30 protein-coding genes and 3 pseudogenes are annotated in these 25102 nt (G+C 61.0%); 6 read left to right on the top strand and 27 right to left on the bottom strand.

Annotated features, from left to right (window positions below; all coding sequences use genetic code 11):
* The first annotated feature begins 80 nt into the window (after window positions 1-80).
* Window positions 81-1112: a GlxA family transcriptional regulator gene (locus QM996_RS09100; protein ID WP_500270145.1), complete on the top strand. Its 1032-nt coding sequence runs from the start codon at window positions 81-83 to the stop codon at window positions 1110-1112.
* Window positions 1113-1367: 255 nt separating this feature from the next.
* Window positions 1368-1964: a hypothetical protein gene (locus QM996_RS09105; RefSeq protein WP_500270146.1), complete on the top strand. Its 597-nt coding sequence runs from the start codon at window positions 1368-1370 to the stop codon at window positions 1962-1964.
* A gap of 106 nt (window positions 1965-2070) precedes the next feature.
* Here the strand turns inward: QM996_RS09105 and QM996_RS09110 are convergent, their stop codons facing one another.
* From QM996_RS09110 to QM996_RS09180, 15 genes and pseudogenes are all read right to left on the bottom strand, one after another.
* On the bottom strand, window positions 2071-2445 hold the full coding sequence (locus QM996_RS09110; RefSeq protein ID WP_500270147.1) for a DUF1515 family protein: 375 nt from the start codon (window positions 2443-2445) through the stop codon (window positions 2071-2073).
* Window positions 2432-2689: a hypothetical protein gene (locus QM996_RS09115; protein ID WP_500270148.1), complete on the bottom strand. Its 258-nt coding sequence runs from the start codon at window positions 2687-2689 to the stop codon at window positions 2432-2434. The genes QM996_RS09110 and QM996_RS09115 overlap by 14 nt, the downstream gene beginning before the upstream one ends.
* 120 nt (window positions 2690-2809) lie before the next feature.
* Entirely contained in the window at window positions 2810-3013 is a 204-nt protein-coding gene (locus tag QM996_RS09120) for a hypothetical protein (protein ID WP_500270149.1), read from the bottom strand.
* Entirely contained in the window at window positions 3010-3858 is an 849-nt protein-coding gene (locus QM996_RS09125) for a hypothetical protein (RefSeq protein WP_500270150.1), read from the bottom strand. Before QM996_RS09125 ends, QM996_RS09120 begins: the two co-directional genes overlap by 4 nt.
* A 25-nt stretch (window positions 3859-3883) precedes the next feature.
* A complete protein-coding gene (locus tag QM996_RS09130) occupies window positions 3884-4360 on the bottom strand; it encodes a hypothetical protein (RefSeq protein WP_500270151.1) in 477 nt (158 codons plus the stop codon).
* Window positions 4360-6042 carry a hypothetical protein gene (locus QM996_RS09135; RefSeq protein ID WP_500270152.1) on the bottom strand — a complete coding sequence of 561 codons (1683 nt, stop codon included), beginning with the start codon at window positions 6040-6042 and terminating at the stop codon, window positions 4360-4362. The genes QM996_RS09130 and QM996_RS09135 overlap by 1 nt, the downstream gene beginning before the upstream one ends.
* A 202-nt stretch (window positions 6043-6244) precedes the next feature.
* Window positions 6245-7777 (bottom strand): tail fiber domain-containing protein, encoded by a 1533-nt coding sequence (locus tag QM996_RS09140; RefSeq protein WP_500270153.1) that lies wholly within the window; start codon window positions 7775-7777, stop codon window positions 6245-6247.
* Between the two features lie 5 nt (window positions 7778-7782).
* On the bottom strand, window positions 7783-8229 hold the full coding sequence (locus QM996_RS09145; RefSeq protein ID WP_500270154.1) for a GNAT family N-acetyltransferase: 447 nt from the start codon (window positions 8227-8229) through the stop codon (window positions 7783-7785).
* Complete coding sequence (locus tag QM996_RS09150) at window positions 8226-9842, bottom strand: hypothetical protein (protein ID WP_500270155.1); 1617 nt, start codon at window positions 9840-9842, stop codon at window positions 8226-8228. Before QM996_RS09150 ends, QM996_RS09145 begins: the two co-directional genes overlap by 4 nt.
* The gene (locus QM996_RS09155) at window positions 9839-10441 is read right to left on the bottom strand and encodes a phage adaptor protein (protein WP_500270156.1); all 603 of its coding nucleotides are present in this window, start codon (window positions 10439-10441) and stop codon (window positions 9839-9841) included. The genes QM996_RS09150 and QM996_RS09155 overlap by 4 nt, the downstream gene beginning before the upstream one ends.
* Complete coding sequence (locus QM996_RS09160) at window positions 10438-11037, bottom strand: phage adaptor protein (protein ID WP_500270157.1); 600 nt, start codon at window positions 11035-11037, stop codon at window positions 10438-10440. Before QM996_RS09160 ends, QM996_RS09155 begins: the two co-directional genes overlap by 4 nt.
* Window positions 11034-11357, bottom strand: a complete 324-nt coding sequence (locus QM996_RS09165) for a hypothetical protein (protein ID WP_500270158.1) — start codon at window positions 11355-11357, stop codon at window positions 11034-11036. Before QM996_RS09165 ends, QM996_RS09160 begins: the two co-directional genes overlap by 4 nt.
* Before the next feature lie 3 nt (window positions 11358-11360).
* The gene (locus QM996_RS09170; protein ID WP_500270159.1) at window positions 11361-11528 is read right to left on the bottom strand and encodes a hypothetical protein; all 168 of its coding nucleotides are present in this window, start codon (window positions 11526-11528) and stop codon (window positions 11361-11363) included.
* A gap of 541 nt (window positions 11529-12069) precedes the next feature.
* Window positions 12070-12331 (bottom strand): annotated as a pseudogene (locus QM996_RS09175) (SU10 major capsid protein); the annotation flags it as partial.
* Between the two features lie 517 nt (window positions 12332-12848).
* Window positions 12849-13142 (bottom strand): annotated as a pseudogene (locus QM996_RS09180) (phage tail tip lysozyme); the annotation flags it as partial.
* A 76-nt stretch (window positions 13143-13218) separates the two neighbouring features.
* Here QM996_RS09180 and QM996_RS09185 point away from each other — a divergent pair.
* Window positions 13219-14433: an IS701 family transposase gene (locus tag QM996_RS09185; RefSeq protein ID WP_334141648.1), complete on the top strand. Its 1215-nt coding sequence runs from the start codon at window positions 13219-13221 to the stop codon at window positions 14431-14433.
* Window positions 14434-14640: 207 nt separating this feature from the next.
* On the opposite strand, the gene QM996_RS09190 is transcribed toward QM996_RS09185, so the two are convergent.
* The 8 genes and pseudogenes from QM996_RS09190 to QM996_RS09225 form a co-directional block, all read right to left on the bottom strand.
* A complete protein-coding gene (locus tag QM996_RS09190; protein ID WP_500270160.1) occupies window positions 14641-15354 on the bottom strand; it encodes a hypothetical protein in 714 nt (237 codons plus the stop codon).
* Between the two features lie 105 nt (window positions 15355-15459).
* A complete protein-coding gene (locus tag QM996_RS09195) occupies window positions 15460-16113 on the bottom strand; it encodes a hypothetical protein (RefSeq protein ID WP_500270161.1) in 654 nt (217 codons plus the stop codon).
* Between the two features lie 120 nt (window positions 16114-16233).
* Window positions 16234-16683: pseudogene (locus QM996_RS09200) on the bottom strand (SU10 major capsid protein); the annotation flags it as partial.
* Between the two features lie 66 nt (window positions 16684-16749).
* Window positions 16750-17334: a hypothetical protein gene (locus QM996_RS09205; RefSeq protein ID WP_500270162.1), complete on the bottom strand. Its 585-nt coding sequence runs from the start codon at window positions 17332-17334 to the stop codon at window positions 16750-16752.
* A 222-nt stretch (window positions 17335-17556) separates the two neighbouring features.
* Window positions 17557-18234 carry a hypothetical protein gene (locus QM996_RS09210; protein ID WP_500270163.1) on the bottom strand — a complete coding sequence of 226 codons (678 nt, stop codon included), beginning with the start codon at window positions 18232-18234 and terminating at the stop codon, window positions 17557-17559.
* Window positions 18235-18351: 117 nt separating this feature from the next.
* Window positions 18352-19347 carry a DUF5309 domain-containing protein gene (locus QM996_RS09215; RefSeq protein ID WP_500270164.1) on the bottom strand — a complete coding sequence of 332 codons (996 nt, stop codon included), beginning with the start codon at window positions 19345-19347 and terminating at the stop codon, window positions 18352-18354.
* 181 nt (window positions 19348-19528) lie between these two features.
* Window positions 19529-20479, bottom strand: a complete 951-nt coding sequence (locus QM996_RS09220) for a hypothetical protein (RefSeq protein ID WP_500270165.1) — start codon at window positions 20477-20479, stop codon at window positions 19529-19531.
* 85 nt (window positions 20480-20564) lie between these two features.
* Window positions 20565-20801 (bottom strand): hypothetical protein, encoded by a 237-nt coding sequence (locus tag QM996_RS09225; protein ID WP_173516919.1) that lies wholly within the window; start codon window positions 20799-20801, stop codon window positions 20565-20567.
* Between the two features lie 225 nt (window positions 20802-21026).
* Between QM996_RS09225 and QM996_RS09230 the strand changes: the two genes are divergently transcribed.
* From QM996_RS09230 to QM996_RS09240, 3 genes are all read left to right on the top strand, one after another.
* Window positions 21027-21416 carry a hypothetical protein gene (locus tag QM996_RS09230; protein WP_500270166.1) on the top strand — a complete coding sequence of 130 codons (390 nt, stop codon included), beginning with the start codon at window positions 21027-21029 and terminating at the stop codon, window positions 21414-21416.
* Between the two features lie 378 nt (window positions 21417-21794).
* A complete protein-coding gene (locus QM996_RS09235) occupies window positions 21795-22118 on the top strand; it encodes a hypothetical protein (protein WP_500270167.1) in 324 nt (107 codons plus the stop codon).
* On the top strand, window positions 22115-22411 hold the full coding sequence (locus QM996_RS09240) for a hypothetical protein (protein ID WP_500270168.1): 297 nt from the start codon (window positions 22115-22117) through the stop codon (window positions 22409-22411). The genes QM996_RS09235 and QM996_RS09240 overlap by 4 nt, the downstream gene beginning before the upstream one ends.
* A 23-nt stretch (window positions 22412-22434) precedes the next feature.
* Here QM996_RS09240 and QM996_RS09245 read toward each other — a convergent pair whose 3' ends face one another.
* The 4 genes from QM996_RS09245 to QM996_RS09260 form a co-directional block, all read right to left on the bottom strand.
* Window positions 22435-22791, bottom strand: a complete 357-nt coding sequence (locus QM996_RS09245; RefSeq protein ID WP_500270169.1) for a hypothetical protein — start codon at window positions 22789-22791, stop codon at window positions 22435-22437.
* A 261-nt stretch (window positions 22792-23052) separates the two neighbouring features.
* Window positions 23053-23334, bottom strand: a complete 282-nt coding sequence (locus QM996_RS09250) for a hypothetical protein (protein WP_500270170.1) — start codon at window positions 23332-23334, stop codon at window positions 23053-23055.
* 116 nt (window positions 23335-23450) lie between these two features.
* Window positions 23451-24605 carry a zinc-binding metallopeptidase family protein gene (locus QM996_RS09255; protein ID WP_500270171.1) on the bottom strand — a complete coding sequence of 385 codons (1155 nt, stop codon included), beginning with the start codon at window positions 24603-24605 and terminating at the stop codon, window positions 23451-23453.
* A gap of 208 nt (window positions 24606-24813) precedes the next feature.
* Window positions 24814-24996, bottom strand: coding sequence for a hypothetical protein (locus QM996_RS09260; RefSeq protein WP_500270379.1), 183 nt, complete (start codon window positions 24994-24996; stop codon window positions 24814-24816).
* Window positions 24997-25102 lie beyond the last annotated feature (106 nt).

Consider the following 25102-nt stretch of genomic DNA (forward strand, 5'->3'; position numbering starts at 1 on the left):
TCCGTGGAAGCGATGGTTGAATTGATAAATCGGCGGCCCTAACCTCTCGACCGGCAAAGCTGACAACGATGGGGGCAGAAGTGACAAAACGACCGGAAAACGAACCGGCGGAGATCGGCATCGTCGTCTATCCCCGCGCCCTGATGTCGGCGATCCACGGCCTGACCGACATGTTCCAGGTGGCCAGCATGCAGTCGGCCGAACAGAGCGGAGTGGATGCTCCGCAGATCCGCATCAGCCATTGGAGGCTTCAGGAAGACGGCTCGGTGTCGAAATCGCGCGACACCCACCAGGGTCCCTCTTCGGGCCTGGTGGCATTGATCCTGCCGCCGACGCTGTCCGATCTGCCGGTCGGCGATCGCATCGCGGGCCTGCCCGCCTTCGTGCGGGAGCAGCATGAGCGCGGCACGACGATCTGTTCCGTCTGCGGCGGCGCCTATCTGCTGGCGGAATCCGGCCTCGCCGCTGGCCGCACCATCACCACGCACTGGTCGCACCAGGACCTGATCACCGGCCGCTACGGCAACATCCGCGTCGACACCGACAGGTTGCTGATCGACGAGGGCGACATCATCACCGCCGGCGGCATGATGGCGTGGATCGATCTCGGGCTGAAACTCGTCGACCGGTTCCTGGGAACCGACATCATGCTGGCGACCGCGCGCTTCATGATCATCGACCCCGGCGCGCGCGAGCAGAGCTACTACAGCGTCTTTGCGCCGAGGCTCGACCACGGCGACAACGTCATCCTCAAGATTCAGCACTGGCTGCACGGCACCAGCACCAAAGGCGTGACGCTGCAGATGATGGCGGAACGCGCCGGGCTCGGCGACCGCACCTTCCTGCGCCGTTTCCAGAAGGCGACCGGTTTCAATCCCACCGAATATTGCCAGCGGCTCAGGATCGCCAAGTCACGCGATCTCCTGGAGCGTTCGCATCTGTCGATCGAGCAGGTCGCCTGGCAGAGCGGATACGACGACACCAACGCTTATCGCAAGATCTTCCGCAAGATCCTCGGCCTTTCGCCGAAAGAATACCGCCTGCGCTTCTCCGTGCCGGACGGCGGCCGGCGAATGGTTGCAGGCACGTCGAACGCATTGCCTGCGTTGTGATCGACCTCGCATCCCTGCCGGGACCATCCTCGTCACTCTATAAATTACTGAATTAGCGTCATCGTATACTTGACACTCAAACTCACCTTTTAATAGAAGGAGCACACTCCGACATTGGTCGCCGGCGTCATTGGCGACCAGGCCGGAAGCAACAATCACGACAGTCCGTCGGCATCGGACGTGCCCCCTCCAGGGGTGCGAACGCATTGGTGTGCCTTCTTGGGGGAATTGAAATTGGGCGTTCTGGATTTTTCGTTGTCGTCGGCACCGGCGCTGGTCTCATATATCCGCACATCGCTGCGGCTGGTGCATTTCTCCGGCATGGTGCTTGGCCTCGGCGGCGCCGTGTTTCTCGATCTGATGCTGTCGCGCTACCGCCGGATGATCGTCAGCGCCGAACTGGTCGGTCACGTCGAATGGATCAGCCGCTTTATCACAGCCGGACTGTTTCTGCTGTGGGGTTCTGGTCTTGGTTTCCTCCTGCTTTACCAATTGACTGACACGGAAAAGCTGCTGAACCCGAAGATCTGGGCCAAGGTGACGATCGTCAGCATCCTTACCGTCAACGGCCTTGCCATTCATCGTTTCGTACTGCCCTTCGTCCGCCAGCAGATTGGCTCGACGCTGCTCGCCGGCGCCAAACCCGCCACGAAGACGGCGCTGATCGGGTGCGGCGTGATTTCGATCGTCTCCTGGAGCGTGCCCGTCATCCTCGGCGCCGCACCGCAACTGAATTTTGTCGTACCTTGCGGCGTCATCCTCGCCGCCTATGCCCTGCTGCTCGTCCAGGCTTTCTTCATCGCCACCCTGGTCATGCGCGACAGGCGTCAGATCCTCGCCGACGCAGCCTGAGACGCGAGACGCATCAGCCTTAGGCGCGATCGAAACGCAAAAAACGCCGCGCGCCCAAGGGGGCGCGCGGCGTTTTCGTGTTCGTTCATTTCAGGCACTCGGCCCCTCACCCCTTGCCAATGACGACAAAGACGATGCGGCGGATCGCTTCGGCAAAGCTGACGCCCAGCGCCATCGCCGCAATGCCGGTGACGCCCAGCGCGCCTATCCCCATCAGCTTCCAGCGCCTGACGTCGTCGGTCACCGGTTTCATCTCCCCGACGTCCGTACCGATCGCCAGGACCGACGCCTCGAGTTCGCCAACCCGATCGGCAAGCTGCTCCATGCGCAGATGCACATTGGCATGCCGTGTCGCGGTCTTGTCTTCGGCGCGCTGGGCGCCCTCCTCGATCCGGCGAATGGATTCCTGCAAGCCGCGCATGCCCGCGACCAATTCGCCGAGCTGGCGGTGAACGGCTACATCGATTTCAACTGCCGACATCGGCGCGCTCCCCATGTCGGGCGCATTCCGCCCGGGTCCAGATTTCCGCTGCACAAAGCCCGACAACCGTGCGGTCGATCCGGCGTTGGTCCGCAGGCGTCGCACCGCGTGCGCCGATGAGATCAGTTCCGACCACGCCCCGCAGGCCCGGAACACTGGCCGGTTGCGAAGTTCCACAACCTGCCTGAATCAAGGCAGGAATCGTAATCAAGGCGCCTTTCACGAGCGCGGCTCTGAGCGTCATTGTTCTGCCTTTCGATGAGACTGGCGAGAGCACGAGCACCGTCCGCACGGATCTCATGGACAAGCCAGACGACGCCGGCGAGCAACAGCCCGCCGAGAAGAAGCTTCGGCCAGGACAGCATCATTTCGCCCAGCCGAAACGTCGTGCCAGCCCATACCAGGTTTCGGAGAGCACGCCGGCAACCAGGCCGACGCCAACCTCCACCACCATCTGGATGTCGGGATCATCGGCAAGCGCAGGACCGGTTTCAGGCGCCAGCAGGCCCTTCGCGACAAGCAAGCCCGCGCCGTAGCGCAACACTATGCGGATCACCACGGCGCTCATTTCGCCCACCTCGCGATAATCGCGACGATCGCGGCGGCAAGGCGTTCGAAAGTCTTGCCAATGGACCGGAAAGCGGTGCTGTCGCCTTGACCTTTGGCCCCTGACCCCGACCTTCCGGGCCGAAGCACGACGACGACACCCGGCTCGGTCGAACCCCTCCTTTCCTGGCCGCTCTGGCCATATCCGGCTTCACGCAATGCTGTCTCGAATGCCCTGCCATAGGCCTCGATCTTTGGACCATTTTGCCGGACATCACCGTTGATGATCGCGCGGGATGCCGCATAACGATAGCCGGTCGCAGCCTCGGATAGACTCTCGCCGGTATCGAAGTCCAAAAGCCGCTTGCCGGTAAAAAGCCCCGCCGCCATGCCGTCGATCAGGATGCGCACGGCCGTTGCCGTCTCCTTCGCCTGATCGGGGGCAGCCGCGATGCCGAACTTCGCATAGTTCGCCCTGCCGGTGATCTGGGCCAGACCGCGCCCGCGATAACGCCACCCATCGTCGGCCTCGACATTGCCGAGCCGCCCGCCATAGATCCGGTTCGCGAGCTTTCGCGGATTACCGGCGTAAGGCTCGGCACCCGCAATCGTTGGAAAACGAGCGGGCCACACCTGCGTGAGCCGCTTCGCGGTGTAATTGAGATTTTCCTCAACCGGCTGCATGGAGCCGCCGGTTTCGTGATAGGCGGTTGCGAGTATCGCGGCGAGATGGCAAAGGCTGACGCCGCGGCGCCGCGCCTCCGCGAGGATCGCCTCGACGCCCGTCTCTTGCTGCTGAGAAAAAGATCTGCCGAGTGCCGCGCTTCCCCGTCGCCGGAGAGCGGCAAAGAATACCGACCGATTCATAAGTCACCTGTCTTGTGAAGAGTACCTAGAGATTGACCGCCGCGAGCCACAGGGCATCGACCTGCAGCTCTGACAGGCCGAGCCCGATCGCAATCGTCGCGACGAGCGGGTGCCCCCGCTGGAATGTCTCGGCATATTCCCACTCGATCTGTGCCCGGTCCCGATCGGTGCCCGCGGGCATGGCGGCAATCGTGACGACCACCGCCTCAGGCGAAACGCCCGCGCCGACGAGACCGAGACGGAATTGCCGCGCGGAGAGCGACGGCATCACCCGGCGGCTCTCTTCATCTGTCGGGGGAACATAGTCGGCGACCGGAAAATCGCGGTTGTCGTCGAGCCACTTGCGGATAGTCGGATTGAGACCAAAGCCATCTTCAGGCCGCGATACGTAATCGCAATCGTAAACCGCATCCTGCAGATCGGTGATGTTGCATTTGACCAGCAACACGCCGTCTTCCCTGGTCTTTTGAACGGAATAGACCTCATTCAACGAAAGCGCCATCACGCAGTCCTCTGCATCTGTACCATGGAGTTGCCACTGGAATAGGTGATCTGCCCGCGCGCCCGCCAGGTCCCGCCCAACTGAGAGCTCGCCCCGACATCCAGGGTGTATTGATAGGCGGCAGTGGAGAGGTAAGTGGCATACCCCTGGTTCCGGTTTCGCACACCGTTTGAGTAGCAGAGCACAGAATGGCCAACGGGCAAGTTTGTTTCGTCCTGGTTGGAACCGGTGTAGACAGTAGCCTTTTCTTCAAAAGCAACGTTCATCCATTTACCAATGTAGGGTAAATACTGATTCCCGTCGCTCTGCAGTAACCAAGAACCCCAGATTAATCTGTCTACAGAAGTGGTTCCATCCACACCAAGAGCATTGGCGCTGTTGCCAAAGCGGACAAATCCCTTGGTTCCATCCTGCCGTCCGCTAATCTTCATATGGTTGGCAACGTTGACGTCGCCAATCCAAATATCATCACCAACAGCAAAATTGGTCCCAAGGCCAGAGGAGCTCGAAACTACGCGGTTCGCGTAGATGTCTCTGGAGAAGAGCGCGTCGTTACTATTATCCCACCGCAACAGCGTAGTCGCGCTGCCGAAATTGTTTGAGGATCTCTGAATGTAAAGCTCATTGGAATTAGTGCCGATAAAGCGATATTGACTATCCGTGTCGACATTCATCCGCAACTGACAAGAAGTGGAACCGTTGCCTTCAATTACGAAGTTAGTTCCATTCCACGTCAACTCACCAGCTTGCCAAATCTGCAAAGCCCTAACAAACGAACCCGAGGTGTTGTAAAGATTAATGCCGACATATTCGCTGCCGTCGTCGTGGAAGACCGCGGTGCGGTTGATACCGGAAGCGTTCATCAACCAAAATACGCGATTGCCACTGTTTCGGATTTGGATCGAGCCGTTGGAGAGGACGTCTTGAGCCGTCAATGTACTGGAAAAATATGCTGACGTTCCTGAAAGTGAAGTTCCGGCCAGCGTAAGCCCCCCTCCTTGAGCGGTGACAGTTAACCCGCCTTGGCCGATAGAACCATTTCCTCCTGAGGCTAAAATTCGTGCATCAAAGTCGATGTTATTCCCAGACGAATGGAAATCTATGTAGGTGTTAGTAGCCGTACCGTCCGTTCGCCCCACTTCAATGCCATTCGTACTAGGGCCATTCAAAATTAGCGCTGCGCTCGCGGCCGACGAAACTACTACGCTTCCATTAAACGTCTTTCCCGACATCGCCCCCGGCAGCCGCGCATCGGCCAGCGTGCCAGAGGTCAAATCGCTCGCGGATCCAGACGAGGCTACCGTCGCCAGCCCGAGAGTCGTTTTCACCGACACCGCATCCACGTCGTCGAGGATGGTCCTGGCGAATGGTGTCAGTGCCGTCGTCGAATAGAGGTCGGTCCCCGTCGTGTAGAGCATCTGATTGGGCGTTGTCGTCAGGCCGGCAATCGACTGCAGGCCTGCGTCCTGCGCCTGGACATTGGTGCCGATCTCGAGACCGAGGGCCATCCGGGCGCCGCTTGCGCTTGTTGCTCCCGTGCCACCCGCGGTCAGCGGGCGCGGCGCATTGGCGTCGGCCGTCAGGTCGTCGATCAGCGTGTTGTAGGGCACGCTCTGGATCGTGGTATTGGGCACACCTTTGGTGCCGGCGGGAGGTGAATAGACGCCACCTGTTCTGGGCATGGCTTGTCTCCATGGAAGTGCGGGCCGCAAGCTTCCCTGTTGTTCCTGATATCGATGGAATGCGCGGTGCTGCGCGCAGGCGCGCCCTGGCGGGCAGCGCGCGCCTTGTTGCGGGCGGCGTGCCGGTCTCATGGCTGTCGAAGGGTACGGAAAGACGCCGTCGACGGACGGCATGGAAGGCACGAAGCCTGGATCGGCGGCCCTACCGCTTCTTCCGTCCGGCGGCAAAAAGCCGGCCATAGTCGACGCGGCGCATGCCGTCGGCCCCGCGGCTGACGGCATCGGGGCGAGTCCTCTCCACCTCCTGCGCCATTACGCCAAGGTGTTTCGGGCCACCCCCGGGCTCGCCCTTGTAGCGGTATTCGTACAGCGAATGCCCGTCGAGCGTGCCGACCCGCTTGATGTCCTTCTTTAGGCGGCGGTCCGAGACGTTCTTGCCAAAGGGCAGCATGCCCAGCAGATTGCCGAGCGCACCGCTGGCGGCGCTTTGGCGCGCTCGATAGGCGTCAAGCTCTCCCTGATACTTGTTCTGCACCAACCCCGCATAGTCCACCGGCTCGATCCGTTGTCCCTGTGTCGGCACGAAATTCGGGTTGCTCACCTGGGCGCCGGAAAGCAGGCTCGAGATCTCGTTGATCGGCTGGTTGCGCTGAGCATACATCTCGTTGAGATATTGCGCCCGCGCCGCGTTCTGCGCCGCAAGCTGCGCCTGCTGGGCGTTGTAGCTCTGGTCCTTCAGCGCGTTGTTGGCGGTGGTCGTCGACTGGTTGTTCTGGTGCATCTGCTGCACGGCGTCATTGTTGAAGCCGGCAGCGGCAAGCGCCTGGCTGAAATTCTGCTGCTGGGCGGCATTTGCCAGTTGAAGGTTGTTGGCGTTCTGGGCGTACTGCTGGTTCTGCGCCTGGTTGGCGAACTGGCCGCGTTGCAGCATCTGGCCATAGGCCTGCTGCTGCGCCGCATTCTCGAAGGCCGCCGCCTGCTGCGAAAGACCCACGAGCCGGGATTGCTCCTGCCCGGCATTGAGGATTGCGCCGAAGCGAGCGTCATTCGCTTGGCGGTTTGCCTGGTCGATTGCCCGGTTATAGGCTTCGGAGCCTGGCTGTAAGCCCTGGTTGGCAAGCTGTGTCTCCAGCGCCGCGCGGTCTCGGTCGAGCTGCGGGTTCATGCGCGCCATCAGCGCATCCTCATAACGCTTCGTGTCGAAGTTCGTCTCGTAGCTGCGCTTGATGTCGCCTGCATTGCCAAGCGAGGTTTGTATCGTTCCGGCGTTGGCGACCGTTCCTTGAGCGCTGCCCGTATTGGGCAGTGTCGTCTGCAGCGCCGGGCCGGGAGCGTATTGCTGATACTGCGGCAGGTTGATTGCGTTCGGGTTGCCCGCCGCCGGTGCGCCGGAAAGATCGAGCGGCCGTCCCAGCAGATCGTTCAACCGTGCCGATTGGCTGTTGGCGAGCGTCGCCATGTTCTTTTCGGCGGCGTCCGTCTGGTCCTTGATCGCCTGTTGTGCCGGCGAAAGCGTCTGCGTCGCCGTCCAGGTGGGAATGTCGTAGAAAGCGCCGCTCAACGGGTCCTTCCACTTGGTGCTGCCCGTCTGCGAATAGGTCAGGCTGCCGTCCGGCGTCACTTGGTTGACATTGCCGAGGGTACCATTGGCAATGGCGGTGCCGATGTTGGTCGCGGTCTGCGCCGCCGCGGTCTCGCGCGGATCCGGCGGCTTAGGAGCTTTGGGTTTTCCCATGGTGCCTACCTCTGGTTGGCGGGGTGCGCCCGCCATTGGTTGTCTGTGAGTGTGAAGATGATTTCCGCTTCATCCCGCCCGCGAAGGCGGGGAATTCGGTGCGGCGTGAAACCGAACCGTTCGGCAATCGCGATCATGCCGGCATTGCGCTCGGAAACCCTGAGCACGACCATCTGGCAGCCGATCTCCTGGAGCGGATAGCCGAACATGCCCTTGAGCACCGGCCGCGTCAGCCAGCGTTTGCTGGTGGAAGCGGCCGACAGTTCGATAACACCGGCCTCCGGTGCAAAGTTGTGAAACACCACGCCGGCCAGGAGCGCGTCGCCTTCGACGACGCCCATGGTGGTAAAGTCGGCAAAACCGCGTTCGCAGCCGGCGATATGGCCGGCCACGAAGTCCGCGATCGTCTGGTTCACCGTGGGGTCGCCGGCACCGCCCCAGATGATCCTCATGCACTCGCCTCCCCGGCCTCGATCTGCAGCGTCGCAAGATCCACTTCCAGATCGAGCCTTGCCGCTCCACCGGATGTGATGGCGCAACCGACTGCCAGCATGTCGCCTGCCGCCCGCACATTCTGCCGAAAACTGTAGCGAAGCTGCTGCGTCAGCGAGTCCCAGACGGCCTTGTCCCACAGTCCGACGTCCCAGTCGGAGGATGCGGCATCGCCGGCCGTCACGCTGGTGGCCGCAGGGATCGATCGGTCGAAGTCCGCTCGAGCAAAAAGCCGCACTTTCGGTTTACTTTTCGCCCGGGAGAACATGTGGGCGAGCGTGGCTTGCGCGCGTTGGCCAAACTGGCCGGGGGGTGCAAACTGCGAGAGATAGGCGGCCGTAAAGGTCAGCCCGTCGTCGGTCCCCGTCGTGTCGCCCTGCCAACAAAAGCCGGCGTCGGCGCCGAAGAACAGCCCGCCCTGCAGCGTCTCGTAACAGCTCGCCCGCCAGTTGCTGATCGTCGACCAGCGACCGCTGAGCACATTGAGCACGAATGTCGTATCCGCGACGACGCTGTTGCCGGGAAAGGCGATGAAGACCAGGTTCTGTTCGGGCCATTGCTTCACCACCCAGCCGGCGCCGGTGGCATTGGCCGCCCGCCGCCAGTCATCCTCGATCGGACGCGAAACCGAGACCTGGCTGAGAGCCTGGCGATCGCGCTGGAACACCTGCGAAATCGGCGTCAGCCCGTCGCTGGTGGCAATCAGGATATCGCCGCCGGCGCGGATCCAGGCGTTCTTGCCGAGCGGCCTGCCGATCTGGTAGACGCCCTTCAGGGCAAAGCTGTTGGCGTCACTCGGGTCGGCGCCGGCATAGACCGCCACCTCCCCTTCGGTCGAGACGAAGACGCAGAGATCGGAAAGGCCGTCGCCGCTTTCGAGCGACCAGGAAAAGCCCGTCAGCAGCGAGCCGCCCTTCTTCATCACGCCGCCCAGCGGAAACAGCGCCGCCGCCCCGCCAATCACGTTGACCGGCAGATAATAGGCGTCGAGCGTGGCATTTTTCAAAAAGAACTGCCGGTTCTTGAACAGCCAGCCGTAGTTGAGCTGCGCCATGGTGGTCGCGTCGGGAAAGGTGATCGCCGGCGTCGTCGCCCAGGTGCTGCCGTTGTACACCCGGCGCTGATCGGCGCCGTTGAGGCAGATGAGAAAAGAGTTGCCCGCATTGGTGTGCTGGAAGGTGCACCAGTCGCCGCCCGAAAGTCCGCTGACGGCGGCTGCCGTCGTCGCGGGCGGTGCGGCCGGCGATGTCATGTCGTAGATTGCCGTATCCGTCGCCATGAAGAGCTTCTCCGTGGCGCCATATTTGTATTTGAAGGCGCTGCGGATCGTGCCGCCGTCGGCCACCCGCCCCCGCTTCTGCGAACCGCCGCGAATGCGGCAGCCGACGAGCGTCGGGAAGAAGTTGCGCAGAACGCTCGCCGATCCTGGCTGCTGTGCCGCCATGTCGGCCGTCGTCACGAGCCCGTTTTTCGGCGCCGGGAAGGTGATCGGCTGCGAGGTCTGGTGCCGCCCGATGCTGGTTGCGCCGCGATTGTTCTGGCCGACGCGTCCAGGCCTTAGGTCCACTCTCATGATGCCCCCCGGTCGGCGTTGAGTTCCTGCAGCAGATCCGCCTCGAACTCGGCCAGGCTGTCGTCGAAGGGCAGACCCTTCTGCCGCTTCCAGCGCCACAGAATGCCCTTGCCCAGCAGCCGCTCGGGAAACAGTGTCCGGTCGTCATCCGCCTGCAGCGTGTCGCGCTCCTCGAAGGGGTCGCCCAGCACCCAGTTCTTCGAGATGTAGTCGACGATGGCTCCGACGCCTGCTGACGCTGGCGAGAACAGCATCTGGTTGTCCCGCAGGAAAAAATAGGGCTGCGCCGAAGCGGTGCTCGTTGCGACCGCCCATTGCGAGCTGTTGGTGATCGGGCGAAAAAAGGCGCCGGATGCAGTGCGCACGGCGCCGCCCGGCGTCAGCCGTTGGCAGTCCGCCGGCAGGGTCAGCGGCGAGAGGATCGCCACATGCTGCTTCAGCAGCCGGCGCCAGTCGCCGCGGCGGGCAATCTCCTCGCCCGCCTCCTGTGCCAGCGCCACCATCGTCTGGGCGTTCGGATCGTTGGAACCGTAGATGCTGTCGAAGCGGTCGAGCGAAACGATATCGCAGACCTCGTTGATTACCGAAAGCAAGGTCATGGCGTCACCCCTGCGACAGTCATTTGCGCGTCGCCCCAGCGGGCGCGCTCGTCGGCAACACCGAGCCCCGCAAGCGCCGACATTTTCAGCTGTTGGGCCGCTCCCGCCTTGCCGGCGTCGCGCTCCCAGATGGCGATCTCCTCGACCAGCCCGTAGAGATATACGTCCGGCGCCCTTTCGAGCAGCCAGTTGACGGGGTTCTCCGCCGTCAGCGGAGGGATCTTGCGATAATAGGTCATGGTGAGCCCGTAGCTTCCCGCCGGGAAAGGCTTGATCCTGTTGCCGACGATCGCATAGCCGAGTGGCTCACAGGCTCCGGCAAGATTGCTCTCGGCCAGTTGTTGCAAGGCCATGGCACGGATCGGCCGACCGCTCGCGCTCAGCACTTGTCGCGCCTCGACAAAATCCGCCGGCAACGGCGCATCGCCATCGCCGACGGTGATCGCCGCCGTCGCCTCCATATCGCTCACACGCAGCATCCGGTTGAGCTTCAGCTCGGCAAGGCCGATGAAACGAGGAAAGAGGTGGGCGATGTCGTTGCGGCCGCTGTATTCTCCTGCATCGACAAGCAATGCGGCGTAGTCTGCAATGCTCATAGCCGGCCCTCCTTGGTGCGCCAGGCACGGTTATCGCCGTCGTTGAGAAAGCGTTTGACGAAGCGGTCGTCGCCTTCCGAATGCGCCGTCACCAGGCCAGAGGCATGCGCAATATTGAGCGGGACCGAGGCGACGCGGTGCCAGTCGCCGCGCCAGGCCTGCTCGGCGCTGTTGCGCACGTCCCGGTTTTCGCTAAGCAGATTGTCGACGGGATAATCGACGCGATAGACGTCCTTCTCCCCGTCGAAGAGGTGCCAGACCGAGCGGCCCGTCATCCTGTCGTGATCGTAGAGCGTCCAGGCCCCATCGCGGATCAGCATCGCTCACTCTCCCGGCAAGGGATCGGCGCGTTCGGCCTTGCCGGCGGCAATCAGCGCCTTCGCCTCCTCCAGGCCGAGCGACACGACGGCCCCGGCCGCTGTCCGCTCGCCATCCCGGAACCAGACATCGTAGACGAGACGGACAGGCACCGATTTCTTTATTTCGGTCATCGATTTCTCCATGAAAAAAGGCGGCTCCAAAGAACCGCCTTGCCAATGATCATTCGTTTTTTGAGCCGCGCTGCGGTGGCGGCGGGAGCGCCGCGTGCACCACCCAACTCTTGACTGCCGATAGGCTATGCTTGTCTTGCACCTTCAGCGTCGCCCTTGGCGCCGCCCGCCCCGCACGCGATCCAGTTGGTGGACGTTGGCCAAAGGGCATCGCCTGGCATTTACTGCGCCCCTTCCTTGTCTTCATTCCGAAAGTGACACCGGTACCGGCGGCTCCTTCCCGGCAGTGCGCGCCCGTGGTGCAGCCGACAAATCTGTCCGCAAACCTTCGTCCGACCAGTTACTTCCAATGGGCTGGCCGTGAAACTCGGCCTTTGTAAGGAGCGCATTCGAACCAATCGCCTGCGGCATCCTTCAGAGCTGCGGCCTGTTGCAGAGATCTATCGCCCAAAATCCGAAACGGTCTTCATCGCCGACGCAACGAAGAGATCGAACTTATCGGCGAGTGCCGTATTGATGTCTCGAGACAGGAACAGGTCGTCATCATCGTGCCAAAGGGGCCTTCGTAGTAGTCGGCAGTCGCAACGATCGTGTTGCGTTCGCCGCCCTGCGAGACCACATAGCGGAGCGGCGCGACATTGGCGTCGGACATGAAGGTGACGAACACCGATTTCACGTAGGGCGAAACCGAGACGTGGCGGAAATTGGCGCCGTTCTGGTAGCCCGTCTGCATCACCTGGTCGAGGATCGCCTTGGTGAAGGAGCGCTCAAGTGCCGTCAGTCGGCGCCAGCGCAAAACCCGTCGGCCAACGATATCCCCTGGTCGCTACTTTCCATGTTCGTTCCGAAAGAGGCCGGCCGCGGCGTCTGGCCGGAAGCGAGAGGTGTGGTGCAGCCGATGAAACCGTCAGCAAAGCCGAGTGCCTCAGAGGGCGTATAGCCGGTCGCTTCGGCCTCAAGGTCAAGCGACCAGCCTTCGTTTCCGCAGGCGTTGCAAGCACGAGCAGATAGAACACCGCGCAAAGACGCTTAAGAATGTCAGACTCCATCTGCCGAACTCGCCTTGTAGCTTGAATCTTGTTGCTCAAGCAAAGGTTAGTGCAGCGCCGCCCGCGCTCTTGATGCCAGCGCAACCGGGCAGCTTCACATCCACTGAGAACCCGTTCCGCATTACAAGAACATACGCAACGGGAATTTGGCAGCGCTGTTCAGTCGGAGACGCGTCATGAACGGCACATCGACCGATCTCGTGATATTGAGCCGGCGCCCAGCGCCTTTCCGTGTCTCCGCTGCACCTGTCGATCGCGCAGCGGAGTCCGTTTAGCGGATTGAGTTACTCCGGAGCGGGTACCAAGGCGGCCCATCGGAAGGGCGCGGTGTCGGCACGGGCGGCTCATAGTTTGGAAGATTCATGGCACGGCGCGCCAGCTTTTGACGTTCGGCAAGCTTGGGTTCGCCTGATCTCAGATATTCTCGCTCGATGATACGCGCGGCTTCATTGGCCGTGTCCGCCTGGTGCAGTTTCTCCAGAACTTTCTTTTCCGGCAGAAGCTCATGCTCCAGAAAGCCGTAGTTTGCTTCATACGATTGTTCGTCGCAGCCGTTCTGCTTGGCCCAATCCTTGAAGTCTTATATCTCCACCTAACATTACAGTTGCATATTTATCTATGGTCTGAATCTATGGGTCTCCATGATTCGGAGGTCATGGATGGCAGGTGCATCGATCGAGACGACGCTTGAGCTTTGGGCATCATCGCTGCGTGACGTGAAGGCTCGTATGCGCGGACTGTTTACGCAGGAGCGCGTTGCAGCCTCTGCGAACCTTTTCCTGGACGGTTTGCTGGGTGACGAGCGGCGGAAGACTGGTTGGATGCGTGCTGAGGCGGCCGGTGATCCCGGCCCGTGGCGGCAACAAGCCATTCTGGGGCGCGGGCGCTGGGATGCGGACGCACTTCGCGACATCGTGCGAGAGTATGTCGTAGAAAACCTCGCCACGGATGACGCGGTCCTGGTCATCGACGAGACGGGCTTCCTCAAGCAGGGCAAGACATCGTGCGGTGTTGCCCGTCAATATACAGGTTCGGCTGGCAAGATAACGAACTGCCAGATCGGTGTGTTCGCCGCCTATGTGTCCGCTCGCGGTCATGCCTTTATCGATCGAGCCCTGTACTTGCCCAAGAGCTGGACCGGCGATCCGGCAAGACTCGCAGCAGCCCATGTTCCTCAGGCTACAGCCTTCGCTACCAAGCCAGGCCTGGCTGTCGATATGATACGGCGTGCGCTGGCAGCCGATGTGCCGTTTTCATGGGTGGCCGCAGATGCGGTGTATGGCGTCGGGGACGTCGAAGGGACTCTCCGCCGAGCCTGCAAAGGCTACGTTCTTGGGGTTAAATCGGACCACCATTTCGGCTCCTGGTCGGGTAAGCCTCCGGTCGCCGGCACAGCGCAGGAGATCGCCCGTGATCTCGATCCAAGTGCATGGCAACGTCTTTCCGCCGGTGAGGGCACCAAAGGCGCGCGGCTTCATGACTGGGCCTACTGCGAACTCGCCGATCTCGATGCCGACGAATATAACGAGACGAAATCGGGGCTTTGGACCCGTGGCCTACTAATCCGTCGCAATATCAGCGACGGTGATCTCGCCTTCTTCACCACATGGTGCCCGGCCGGGACTGGCATCCAGACGCTCGTTTCCGTTGAAGGCCATCGCTGGGCGATCGAAGACAGCTTCGAGACCGCCAAGAACGAGCTCGGACTCGATCACAACGAAACCCGGTCATGGCATGGCTGGCATCGCCACGTCTCCCTGGTCATGCTCGCCTTCGCCATGATGGCGGTGATCCGATACCGCGCCAATGACGTGGCGCCCCCAAAAAGACTGCGGATGCCGACCATCAGGATTTGATCCGCTGGTCTATCCAGGAAGTCCGGCGCATCGCCATCAGACTCGCCCAGCGTCGCATAACCCCCGCCTACGTCATCGCATGGTCATGCTGGAGACGCGCCCATCAGGCGGCCGCGCGACGAGCGCATCTGAAAACTAAAATGCAACTGTAATGCTAAGAGAACGACATGACCACTGCATGCCTCGACGATCGTCGATAGGACCTTTCTATCGCCCGAAATCCGAAATGGTCTTCATCGCCGACGCAACGAAGAGATCGAACTTATCGGCAAGTGCCGTACTGATGTCTCGAGACAGGAACAGGTCGTAAACCGAAGGCAAGTTCTCGATTCTGGAGGCCCTGGCCCCGGCAGCGCGACAACCAAGCCGTGTTCCAGGAAAATCAGGGGTATCGGATGCGGTGACCTCAAACGCGTCGTCCCCGGCGTTCGCTACCGAAGCGTCGTTGCGGGCCGTTTCCAGCGCGCGCTCGACGTCCGCGGGCTGTTCCAACGCATAAACCCCCCACGCGTAGTCGCTCTTTCCCGGCGATGCCTGTTGCGCGTAACCGGTGAGGTGAAGTCCATAAGCCTCGACAGGCTCAGAGAACGTGACGACGGAAGTCCGCGGCTCGCCCGTATCGAGAAGATTGTAGGGGTGAGCCACGATATCGGCCCTCTTGAAAACAGCCTTCTCCTCGTCAAGGGTCTTGAAGAATTGGGCGTCACACGCGAACAACGCAGCCAACACCTTCTCGGCGCTTTCCGGCGGCATCGTGCATTCCGGCGCTACATCGCCGCCACTTCGTTCGCAAACTGCGCCGCGGCTCATGTCTTCAAACGAATACGGATCGATTGTCGCAAGCACCAGCCCAACCAGCACGACGAACAGCCCGAATAGGGCGACAACAGTGTAAACTATTGCCTTTAGCCACTTTTTCATGCCGCCTCCTCGCCTGCGGAATTTAACCAGATGCCTGTCCATTAGAACATTCCGTGAACGAACGCAAGGTTGAGATCGCGCTGTTTCTGCAGCTTGCGCGAACAGCTAGTCACCCCATGACGACATCATCTGCTTGAGCGTGCCGCGACCGGGAAAAAGCCCGCTCCAGAACGCTTCTTCCCGTACAGGAGGTTTCGACTGCCAGTTGTCGGCGTTGGCCTGCATTCTCTGCAAGTCCCGCTTTTCGTGCAGCGCCTCCAGAGGCGGCAAATCGCGAGGAGGTGGTCCTGACCAGGATGGACGCTCGGACGACTCCGAATAGCTTTGCAGACGCGGGTCCGGCACACTGTCGCTGATCGAGCGGATCAGGTCGCCGTTCCGTCGGGCATAATCCACCAGTCCCATGACATCCGCTTCGCCAAGATCGCGCTCCTTGGCGTAGCGTCCTATCTGCCGGCCGACATCATTGTTCCACTCATCACGCAGGTGGTCCTTGGTGTTGTCATTCCCGTTCCACTTGTCGGAAAGCCAGGATTGCCACTCTCGGGCCGTGCCGAGAGACTTGGCCAATCCCGGAAAATTTTCACGCTCTATCATGGCGCTCACATAGGCATGCGCATTCGCATTCCTGATACCGCTCAGTTCTCGCAGCCTTTCAGGCGATAGATGATTGAGCTCCGGATACTTTTGGCCGTTGAAAGCCTCGACAGTCTTGTTATGCCGGTCATAGTTCACGTATTTGGCAATTGGATTGGCCAAGTGTTTTCTCCCTGGTGAATGGGTATGCGGAGGCGTTCCGGTAGGTAGCACTCCTGAGGCACTGCGCCGAAACGGCAAAGGGCGGGCCAAACGCCCGCCCCACACATCGCGTTCGCCAAATCAGCTCGCCGCGCTCAGCCCGAACAGATCAGCCGCAACGCCGAGGCCCTTTTCGTTGTGCACCTTCAGCGTGCCCTCGCCGATGATCACGCCCTTGTCGGCGTCGCCGGTCTTGGCCACCGCCTTGTCCTCCTGGATCTGGCGCAGCAAGAGGAAGGAGAGCATGTCGGTGTCGAGGAAGAAGGCGTTGCGCGCCAGTTTCGCGTTGCCCGCCTGCACCCGGTTCGGGTGGATCATCACGGTGCCGAACGGGCCTTCGTAGTAGTCGGCGGTCGCCACGATCGTGTTGCGCTCGCCGCCTTGCGAGACGGCGTAGCGGAACGGCGCCACATTGGCGTCGGACATGAAGGTGACGAAGACCGATTTCACGTAAGGCGAAACCGAGACGTGGCGGAAGTTGGCGCCGTTCTGATAGCCCGCCTGCATCACCTGGTCGAGGATCGCCTTGGTAACCTGTGGCGTTCAAACAATCCCAAAAGCCCGGAGCATCCGAAGAAGGCGTCGACGAAGCGGGGATCATGGCAGCCACGTTGAAAACCAACCAGCCCGGTCTTTGTCATCGATAAAAATATCCGCTGGATCGGGCCAGGGCGAAAGCCAACCCATGGCATCTCTTGTCATTTGACATGCCAACAGAGACTGCGATCTCTGCTCGGATGCGAGAACGTGCACTAGGAGATGACGTGTCCTTTTGCCTGGCTCGCCATAGCTCCTGATCCAGCTGTCCCTGTAATTTGAAAATTGCGCGGCCTCCGCGTAGTGCTTCTTGACTGCGTTGAAAGTCGTGGCAGGGTCGTGGTCCGCAATGAGTGCCCACGCATAGGCACGACCGTGGGCCAGAACCGATTGCCGGTAGCCAATAAACTGAAGGCCCCAGATCTCGACCGGCTTCTCGAAAGACACGATGTAATCTGCGATCTCACCATCTTCCATCCGGTATTCAATCGTCACCGGCCCGAAAGTCTCCTTCTCATCTTCGACAACAGCGAAAAATTGCTGATTGCAGGCCAGAAGCGCATTGAGGACGCGCTCTCCTGAGGAAGCGGACGCATTTGAAGAACTGGCGATCAAGGCAACCAGTACGAGAGCAAAAAATCTCAACTCCACACCTCCTGTAGCGCAGCGCGACAACACGAGCCACGCCTGAATTGGGTGACGATCATCGCTCACACCGCCGATATCAATTGCCGCCTACACCATCAAAGGCTGCATCTCGTCCACCAAATCAACCATCGCACAAATAGAACACAAAGAGAACAAATGCAATGGTGGGCTAGAGCAACAAAAGCTCATTTCTCAATGATTGAGGCATCGTTTCCACCATCACTCCAGGAATCTCAGGGCGTCCCTGAGCGAAATGCCGCCAAACGGCCGCCGGTTCTGCGAGGTAGGGTCCGGATTCCAGCGGCCATCCTGCTGTCGGCGTCCTGACCTCGGCCCATCCTGACCCGGTCGTCGTATTCCCGACTGAGAACCGGGACTGGCGCCACCATCCGAAGCAGGGTCAGGGTATATATCGTTCTGGTATTCCGGATAGGAAACAATCAGGTCAGCCGACTCTCCGGTTTTCTTATAGAAATCAGCGAAACGGTCCATCTGATCCGTGAGGTCAACGCAACCAGCCGAGCCGGGAACCGAGCCGCCGTGAATTGAAAAATCGTTCCCGCCGCGATGGTCGAAAGCCGGATTGTCGCCAGCTTTGTGCTGCAGAAAGGCCCGCGAATTTCCCCAGGCCCTCTCGAGTTTCGGCCATTTTCCGCGATTGAGGTGCCCCCAGAACCGGTCCCAGCCTCCCCGCGGCGGATATTGGAGCTCGCCGACGGAATAGACGCTTTCCGGTATCGGGCCCCTGTCAGGCAGATGCTGGTCAGACGGTCGCTGATAGTATTCTGCGCCACTCACCCCGTCCCAGCCGCCGGAATAGCGACCGTTTTCGGTGGCATTCAGCCGCTTGCCATCGAAGTGAAGCTTGATTTTTTTACCGCTGTTCCTTTGATCCAACGTACCGTTCCTTCTTCCAGCCTGTGAGATTACGTGTAGTGTCAGCTGCGTCTTAAACGGCGATCATCACCCTCGCCCGCAAGCAAGGATGATGATGCGGTTGCTCGCTGCGAAAAATCAGCTCGCCGCACTCAACCCGAACAAGTCGGCCGCAACGCCCAGACCCTTTTCGTTGTGCACCTTCAGCGTGCCCTCGCCGATGATCACGCCCTTGTCGGCGTCGCCGGTCTTGGCCACCGCCTTGTCCTCCTGGATCTGGCGCAGCCACAGGAAGGAGAGCATGTCGGTGTCGAGGAAGAAGGCGTTGCGCGCGAGCTTCGCATTGCCCGCCTGCACCCGGTTCGGGTGGATCATCACGGTGCCGAACGGGCCTTCGTAATAGTCGGCGGTCGCCACGATCGTGTTGCGTTCGCCGCCCTGCGAGACGGCATAGCGGAACGGCGCCACATTGGCGTCGGACATGAAGGTGACGAAGACCGATTTGACGTAGGGCGAAACCGAGACGTGGCGGAAATTGGCGCCGTTCTGGTAGCCCGTCTGCATCACCTGGTCGAGGATCGCCTTGGTGAAGGGGCGCTGGGCGCCGTCGGTCGGCGCCACCGTCAGGCCGGTGGTCGGGTTGAAGCCGCCATTGGCGCCGCCTGCTCCGCGCGAGACGTTGGTGGTGAGCCAGGTCGGCAGCGAGCCGAGCTCGCGCGTGGCGCCCGAGACCGAAGCATTGGTGTCGGTGATCGCATATTCCAGGTCCTTGCGGATCTCCACGCCCTTCTTCAGCTTCTGGTATTTCCGCTTCTGCACGTTGCCGGCTTCCGCCACCACTTCCTGGGTGGCGGAGATGATCCAGTCCTTGCGCAGAATCTGGGTGTAGTTGCCGAGCCTGGTCGGCGCGATGATCGTGCCGAAGGTGTATTCGTCGCCCTCCTGGCGGATGTTTTCGCCGGGGGCGGCCAGTTCGTCGGTCTCCCACTCCGGGTGGTGCGTGTTGCACTTGCCCTTTTCGATCAGCGAATAGATCGGCGTATCCTCGGGCGTGATGCGGGAAACGACGTCGGAAAGCTCCTCGCGGTTGCCCACGGCCTGCGAGGTCGTGAAGGTGTTTGCTACGACAGCCATGATAGTGTCCTTGATTGTTTGAGAAGGCCGCACCGCCCGCGCCCAAAAAAGCGCGCGCACTGCGAGATCAGTCTTGGTCGGAGGTTTTCGGAAAGGGCGACTTCCAGGCAGAGCCCAGTTAAAACAATGAGTTACATTGGCTTCCGGACTCTGTTTGTGATGAACAGCCCTCCAGAACCGCTCAGTCGAAATCGACGCCCATCGCGTCGCGGATCGAGCCGCTCTTCGCGAGCCGCTGCATCGCCTCCCGGCTCCGTCCCGGCGCCTGCTCTGCCTTGCCGGCCGGCCTTGGCCTCACCACCGGCGCCGGCGCTCGGGCAAGCTTGCTCATTGCCCGCTTCTTCGCCTGCTCGGCGGCAAGGCCGAGGCGGGCATAATGCGCAAGCTTGAACAGGCGGTGGTCGGTGACCTCGCGCACTTCGGCTTCGGAAAAGCCGAGCGCCTCGGCCACGTCGAAGGCACCGGCAAAGAAGGAAAGCCGCCCCTCCGCATCGGCCGTTTCGGGAAAGGCTTCGATCAGCTTCAAGTTTTCCGCCTCGAGTTGCTCGTCACTCGCGGCTTGCGAAAGCGCGCCCATCACCATTGCCGGCGCCTCGGCAATCGAAAGGATCTCGTCGATCCTCTCGAGCCCCGCCTGGTGCAGCGCCCATTGCCGGCGATAGCCGTCCGGGTCGAGTGCGGCCATGTGTTCGGGCGGCTCGGGCGGGATCTCGCTGGCGATGAGATGGGCAAAGGCGTTGGCCGATTGCGCCACGCGGCTTGCCATGCCTTCCAGCGCCCGCCCGCGATTGGCGATGTCCTGCGTCTTGTGGCGGTAGTCGCGGTCGCGCATATAGCCGAGCTTCAGCTCGGAAAACGGCACTTCCTCGCCGCCCTTGAGAACAACCAGAAAATCCTCGGCTTCGTTGGCCGCCGCATCCTCGTCAGGCTCGGCCGGCTCGTCGTCGGGGTGTTCGGGGTCGTCGTGGCCCTCGCCACGGGTCTCATCCCGTCCGTACTCGCTTGCCCCTCCCGGCTCCGGGTTGGCCTCGTCTTCGGGTTCCCAGAAATCGAGATCGGCATCGTCAAGCCCGGTCGCGGGGTCAACGGTTTTGCTCCCGCCAAAAGGCGGGTTGGCACTATCGTTCGTCATGGCGTGACCTTTTTTTAAAGGATATTTCAATGCATTGGGCCGAACAGGCACCTGCCTGACACAGCCTCATGAAAGCGCTTGCCCGTCAGGCGGGTGCGCCCTTGCCGTCAGCCTTGGCTTGCTCCGTGAGGAACTTGAGCCTGGCGCGGAAGTTTCTGATAGCGCGGGCTTCGGCCGCATAGGCCGCCCGGCCCTGATCGTCGGTGAGGCCGGCATGAATGCAGCCATTGATCGCCGCCCATTCCAGCTCGTTCATCACCTCGTTGAAATAGGGCACATCGAGAATGGCGCGCGCAGCCGCCGCCCGTTCCTCTGGTTTCATGCTGTTGGCCTCGTTTGGAGAGCAGTCGTTTTCGACCGAAATTCTGCGTCGAACGTCGCCTTGATTCTGCTTTTGTTCCGCGCTACCGATGTGCGAAACGGGGCGATTTGCTACTCTGGGTCGCCATCGCGATTACCAATGAGATTTTGCCTGCCGGCCGTTTGGCGTCAGTCACCGATACCCGCTCGTCTATCGAATGAGGAACCCGTGAGAAGATTATCGAGCTTGATATTGTCCGCCCTGCTTCTCGCCGCCGCGGCTTCGCCGGCCTCGGCGATCGGCCAGTCAGGAAAGCCGCGTGTGCTCGTCAAGGCCTTCCTGCTCAAGGCCGACAAGACCTTCGATCACGCGACGAGCTGGTGCGGCTACGACAGCATCTGCACCCTCACGGTCGGCGATTACGAGGTTGGCGTGGACTTCTTCATGGGGTACAAAAGCTACCGCTTACGTGTTGCATCCTGGGATGGCGACAATCCCTGTTGCTTCTTCGCGAATGGAACCGACGAGACCTCCGTCGGAAGCGTTCGACCGCACGCCGAAGTGCTCTACTACAGGGCCAACTCCGGCCGCCTGGAACTCGGCACACTCTACATCGCGTTCGAAAACCTCAAATAGCCGTAGCTGCGGCTCACTCCTTCCATTTATCGAGCGCTGTCCTCAGTGAAATGGGCTGCTCCCGCGTTGGATTGTTCCAGGGTATATCTTGCCAGTTCTTTGGCAACCGCGGGTGGTTTCTAAAGGGATCCTCGTAGGAAATGAAATCATCCATGGATTGTCCCTTTCAAAATGGCTGTTGCCGGCCAGGAACTGCTTGCGCTCCCGCATGCAATGCCGGCCAATCTGAATTGGTCGGCGGCTCGCGGTGCGTGCCGATCGTGTGCGGGATTGATTCTGCTTTTGTTCCGCGCTACCTGTATGCGAAGCCGGAGCTGAAATGCCACCTGACCGGGCAGCGCAGCGCGGCCTTAAGGATCTTTCCGACAGGACTTCGCGATGGAAAAGCAAGGCAAGAAACGATGGTTCGAAAGCTTCGCGCTCGATGGCGCTTTCTGGCTGGCGATGGACAACATCGGTTGGCTGGTTGCCGAGTTTTTCCTCTACGGAACCGCGCGCCTAATTGTGCGCCTTTTCAGTTTCGGCAGACTTGTGGTGGAAGATTTCTACGACAATCAGTCTGGATTTAACTGGTTCGGCGTGAAACGTGGGGCGGATGGCCGTCTGATAATGAGCGCCGGCATGGCAAAGATCATAGCCATCTGCTTCTGGGTGCTGTGCCTCGCCGCCATTGGCTCCACTGTTAGGGGAATTGGTGCATGAAGAAAGTCGGAGTTGCCTTGGACACCATCGCCGGGTTCGTCCTCGGGATTTTTGATCTCATCGTCGTCGGCTTTCTGCTGCACCGCGTAGCACGTTTGATCGTTCCACTTTTCAACTTCGGTCGGGTGCAGGTCGAGGATATCTATGCCTCCGGCACCGGCTTCAACTGGCTGGGCCTGAAGCGCCAGGAGGATGGACGCCTGCTCCTGAACTCCGACATGAGCATGGTCGCAGCCGCGCTTTTCTGGGTTCTGTGCCTGGTGGCTTACCTCGCCGTCACCCGCGGGTTTTAGCGAAGAGCAATTGGCACCTCGGACTACTCACGCCATCGGCCCTGCGCCTCTCGTAGCGAGGATCGGCCGGGGAACAGGCCGTCCCAGAAACCACCGCCAGCAGATGGATCGCTGGCAGGGACTGCCGGCAGCCGCGACGTACGTTTTACTGGAACTGTTTCGGGGCCAACACGGCTATGAACAGGATCATTCTCATAGGCGTTTTCCCAAAACTCCGGATCCTGCCAGTATGTATCGTATGCGCTGTGCCAATCATTCCCGTATTCTCGGGCGATCCTATCAGCATATGCTTCGGGCATATTGGCCTTATCGTCCAGCATCCTCAGAAACAGCTCGTTTCGAAAATTCCTTACTCCACGCAGTAATCTCTTCTGAGGCATGTCATTCTCCTTCTCACACGCGCGACCGCTCGTTCCGACGACCCATCGAGGTGCGTCAGATGAAGGCCGCGCACTGTTGCGCAAATTGGTGGTTGTTGGGCCGGCTTCTATAGGTGTCCAGAACCGGCGATCCTGAACATGGCGCTAACATCGGTGCTTTAGGGGTGCTTTTGGGATGAGCCGTATTGGGATTTGCACTCAGAGCTTGGCAACGGAAGCAGCAGGGGGCGCTCACCTTCATTCGTGGGCTTTAACGCCGCCCTATTTCCCCGCCCGCCTGGTGCACTGGTTCTCTCGCTTGATGCAGGCGATCTCCGCCGTCGAGCATTCGGCAACACCGTTGACGACCGCGCAATGCGAGCACTGGTCGGTGAATTCCAGGCAATCCGGATTGGCCTTGATGAAGTCCTGCAAACTGGAATTCTCGGTCTGTCGCGGCTCGGGAGCGGCATTCGCAACGGGAGTATCCGCCGCGTGAGCGGCGGTCATCCCCGCGATGGCCATCACCAGGCAAAGCGCGACTCGAATGCTGGACTGCCTCATCCCCTGCTCCTCCTCAGCGCATATCCGACGCGACGTGAAACGGCTCTCCTCCGGAACTGCGCACTGTCACCGAGCGCCGCCACGACACCCGCCGTGCAAGCGATCGCCCGCCGCCCTCACCCCAGTTCGTTGCGGATCGCCCGCATGAACACCCTGGCGCCGATGCCGATCAGATCGTCTGGGAAGTCATAGTCCGGATTGTGCAACCGCGCATGGTTTTCGCCGGCGCCGAGGAAGAACATCGCCGCTGGCGCCACGCGCCCGAAAAGGCCGAAATCCTCGGATCCCTTCATCGGCAGCACGCCCTCGCCCTTGTCGTGGCTGACGCCCTCCTCGTCCATGGCCCGCCCAAGCGCAGTGACCGCGACTTCCGTATTGCTGCACTGGTGGAACACGTCCTCGTAGCCGATCGTCACCTTCAGCCCGGCAGCCTCCGCCTCCCTGGCAACCAGCGCCTCGGCGCGGGCCACGAGATCGGCCATGCGCTCGTCGGTGAGAGTCCGGAGCGTCGCCCAGATCTCGGCATGGCCGGGGCTGATGCCGAAGGCCGCCTCGCCGAGCCGCGCATGCGTCACCGTGACAAGCGTATAGGTCTCGTCGAGCGGCCCATTGTTCCCGAGCGCCGTCAGCCCGGAAAGCAGCGCGGCCATCGCGAAGGTCGGCGCAATGCCGTCCTCCGGCGTCGAGGCATGCGCCGTCTTGCCGGACAGCGAAATCCGCATGCCGCGCGAGGCGCAATTGACCGGACCAGTACGAAGGGCGACATGGCCGAAACCGAGGCCTGGAAAATTATGCAGCGAGAAGACCAGATCCGGCCTGATCTCCGCAAATTTCGGGTCGGCAAGCACGGCCGCGGCACCCGCGCCGTTTTCCTCGGCCGGCTGGAACATCAGGATCGCGCGGCCCCGCGCCGGTCGCTCGCGTCCAAGCCCTTTGGCCAGCGCCATCAGGATCGTCATATGCCCGTCATGGCCGCAGAGATGCCCCTTGCCTTTGATCTCCGAACGGTGGGAAATCTCCGAAATCTCCTCGATCGGCAGTCCGTCGAGCTCGGCCCGCACCATCACCGTCGGCCCCGGCTCTCCGCCCTCATAGATCGCCGCCACCCCGTGCCCGCCAAGGCCTGTCATCACCGCATCCGGCTTCGTCTCGGCCAGAGCCTTGAGGATCGTATCCGCCGTCTCCCGTTCCTCGCCCGACACCTCCGGCCGCCGGTGCAGGTCGCGCCGAAAGGCGGTGAGTGCCTCAAGTTCACGGTCGATCAGAAACATTCACGCCCCTCCGCTGCGAGTTTCCCCGCTCTTAGCAGGTCCTGGAGGGTGCCGCCAATCGCACCGATGCCAAATCAATACGACCGGCCAGAAGTTAAGCGCTCGCCGACACCAGCTTCCTTCCGGCGTCCAGTTTTCCGACAACAGGCTTAAGCGAACTGTAAGCGATCAGAAAGACAAGATATTGTGGCCTACAGCGCCGCGCGTCTTAAAAGACGCGCAAAGGTCGCTGTAGCAGTTTGGATGGCTGCATGTTTTTGTCCTTAAATCGGATACGATTTAAGGAAACAGGCAGCAGCAGCTTTTCCTGCAACTGCTGGATCATCTGGATCATCAGCATGTCGCGCTCGCGCGTGCCGGCACCGAGCCCGGTGTTGACGGTCACATCCAAGAGTACAACTCTGTATTGAGAGCCGCGCGCTTCAAATAATTATCGTGTGCGGTTGAGAGCAACTAAGTCACAGCATGCTCCCAAGCCATAATTTCTCGCACAATTA

Origin of the sequence: Sinorhizobium chiapasense, assembly GCF_045277575.1 — a bacterium.
Lineage (GTDB): Bacteria > Pseudomonadota > Alphaproteobacteria > Rhizobiales > Rhizobiaceae > Ensifer > Ensifer chiapasense_A.

Bases quoted from the DNA above. Each gene is read 5' to 3' on its own strand.
- QM996_RS09155 (WP_500270156.1), bottom strand. From the start codon at position 10,441: ATGACCTTGCTTTCGGTAATCAACGAGGTCTGCGATATCGTTTCGCTC.
- QM996_RS09110 (WP_500270147.1), bottom strand. From the start codon at position 2,445: ATGTCGGCAGTTGAAATCGATGTAGCCGTTCACCGCCAGCTCGGCGAA.
- QM996_RS09130 (WP_500270151.1), bottom strand. From the start codon at position 4,360: ATGGCGCTTTCGTTGAATGAGGTCTATTCCGTTCAAAAGACCAGGGAA.
- QM996_RS09240 (WP_500270168.1), top strand. From the start codon at position 22,115: ATGAAGAAAGTCGGAGTTGCCTTGGACACCATCGCCGGGTTCGTCCTC.
- QM996_RS09185 (WP_334141648.1), top strand. From the start codon at position 13,219: ATGATTCGGAGGTCATGGATGGCAGGTGCATCGATCGAGACGACGCTT.
- QM996_RS09245 (WP_500270169.1), bottom strand. From the start codon at position 22,791: ATGCCTCAGAAGAGATTACTGCGTGGAGTAAGGAATTTTCGAAACGAG.
- QM996_RS09150 (WP_500270155.1), bottom strand. From the start codon at position 9,842: ATGAGAGTGGACCTAAGGCCTGGACGCGTCGGCCAGAACAATCGCGGC.
- QM996_RS09235 (WP_500270167.1), top strand. From the start codon at position 21,795: ATGGAAAAGCAAGGCAAGAAACGATGGTTCGAAAGCTTCGCGCTCGAT.
- QM996_RS09225 (WP_173516919.1), bottom strand. From the start codon at position 20,801: ATGAAACCAGAGGAACGGGCGGCGGCTGCGCGCGCCATTCTCGATGTG.
- QM996_RS09255 (WP_500270171.1), bottom strand. From the start codon at position 24,605: ATGTTTCTGATCGACCGTGAACTTGAGGCACTCACCGCCTTTCGGCGC.
- QM996_RS09165 (WP_500270158.1), bottom strand. From the start codon at position 11,357: ATGCTGATCCGCGATGGGGCCTGGACGCTCTACGATCACGACAGGATG.
- QM996_RS09120 (WP_500270149.1), bottom strand. From the start codon at position 3,013: ATGAGCGCCGTGGTGATCCGCATAGTGTTGCGCTACGGCGCGGGCTTG.
- QM996_RS09135 (WP_500270152.1), bottom strand. From the start codon at position 6,042: ATGCCCAGAACAGGTGGCGTCTATTCACCTCCCGCCGGCACCAAAGGT.
- QM996_RS09250 (WP_500270170.1), bottom strand. From the start codon at position 23,334: ATGAGGCAGTCCAGCATTCGAGTCGCGCTTTGCCTGGTGATGGCCATC.
- QM996_RS09145 (WP_500270154.1), bottom strand. From the start codon at position 8,229: ATGAGGATCATCTGGGGCGGTGCCGGCGACCCCACGGTGAACCAGACG.
- QM996_RS09115 (WP_500270148.1), bottom strand. From the start codon at position 2,689: ATGACGCTCAGAGCCGCGCTCGTGAAAGGCGCCTTGATTACGATTCCT.
- QM996_RS09215 (WP_500270164.1), bottom strand. From the start codon at position 19,347: ATGGCTGTCGTAGCAAACACCTTCACGACCTCGCAGGCCGTGGGCAAC.
- QM996_RS09170 (WP_500270159.1), bottom strand. From the start codon at position 11,528: ATGACCGAAATAAAGAAATCGGTGCCTGTCCGTCTCGTCTACGATGTC.
- QM996_RS09125 (WP_500270150.1), bottom strand. From the start codon at position 3,858: ATGAATCGGTCGGTATTCTTTGCCGCTCTCCGGCGACGGGGAAGCGCG.
- QM996_RS09220 (WP_500270165.1), bottom strand. From the start codon at position 20,479: ATGACGAACGATAGTGCCAACCCGCCTTTTGGCGGGAGCAAAACCGTT.
- QM996_RS09190 (WP_500270160.1), bottom strand. From the start codon at position 15,354: ATGAAAAAGTGGCTAAAGGCAATAGTTTACACTGTTGTCGCCCTATTC.
- QM996_RS09160 (WP_500270157.1), bottom strand. From the start codon at position 11,037: ATGAGCATTGCAGACTACGCCGCATTGCTTGTCGATGCAGGAGAATAC.
- QM996_RS09140 (WP_500270153.1), bottom strand. From the start codon at position 7,777: ATGGGAAAACCCAAAGCTCCTAAGCCGCCGGATCCGCGCGAGACCGCG.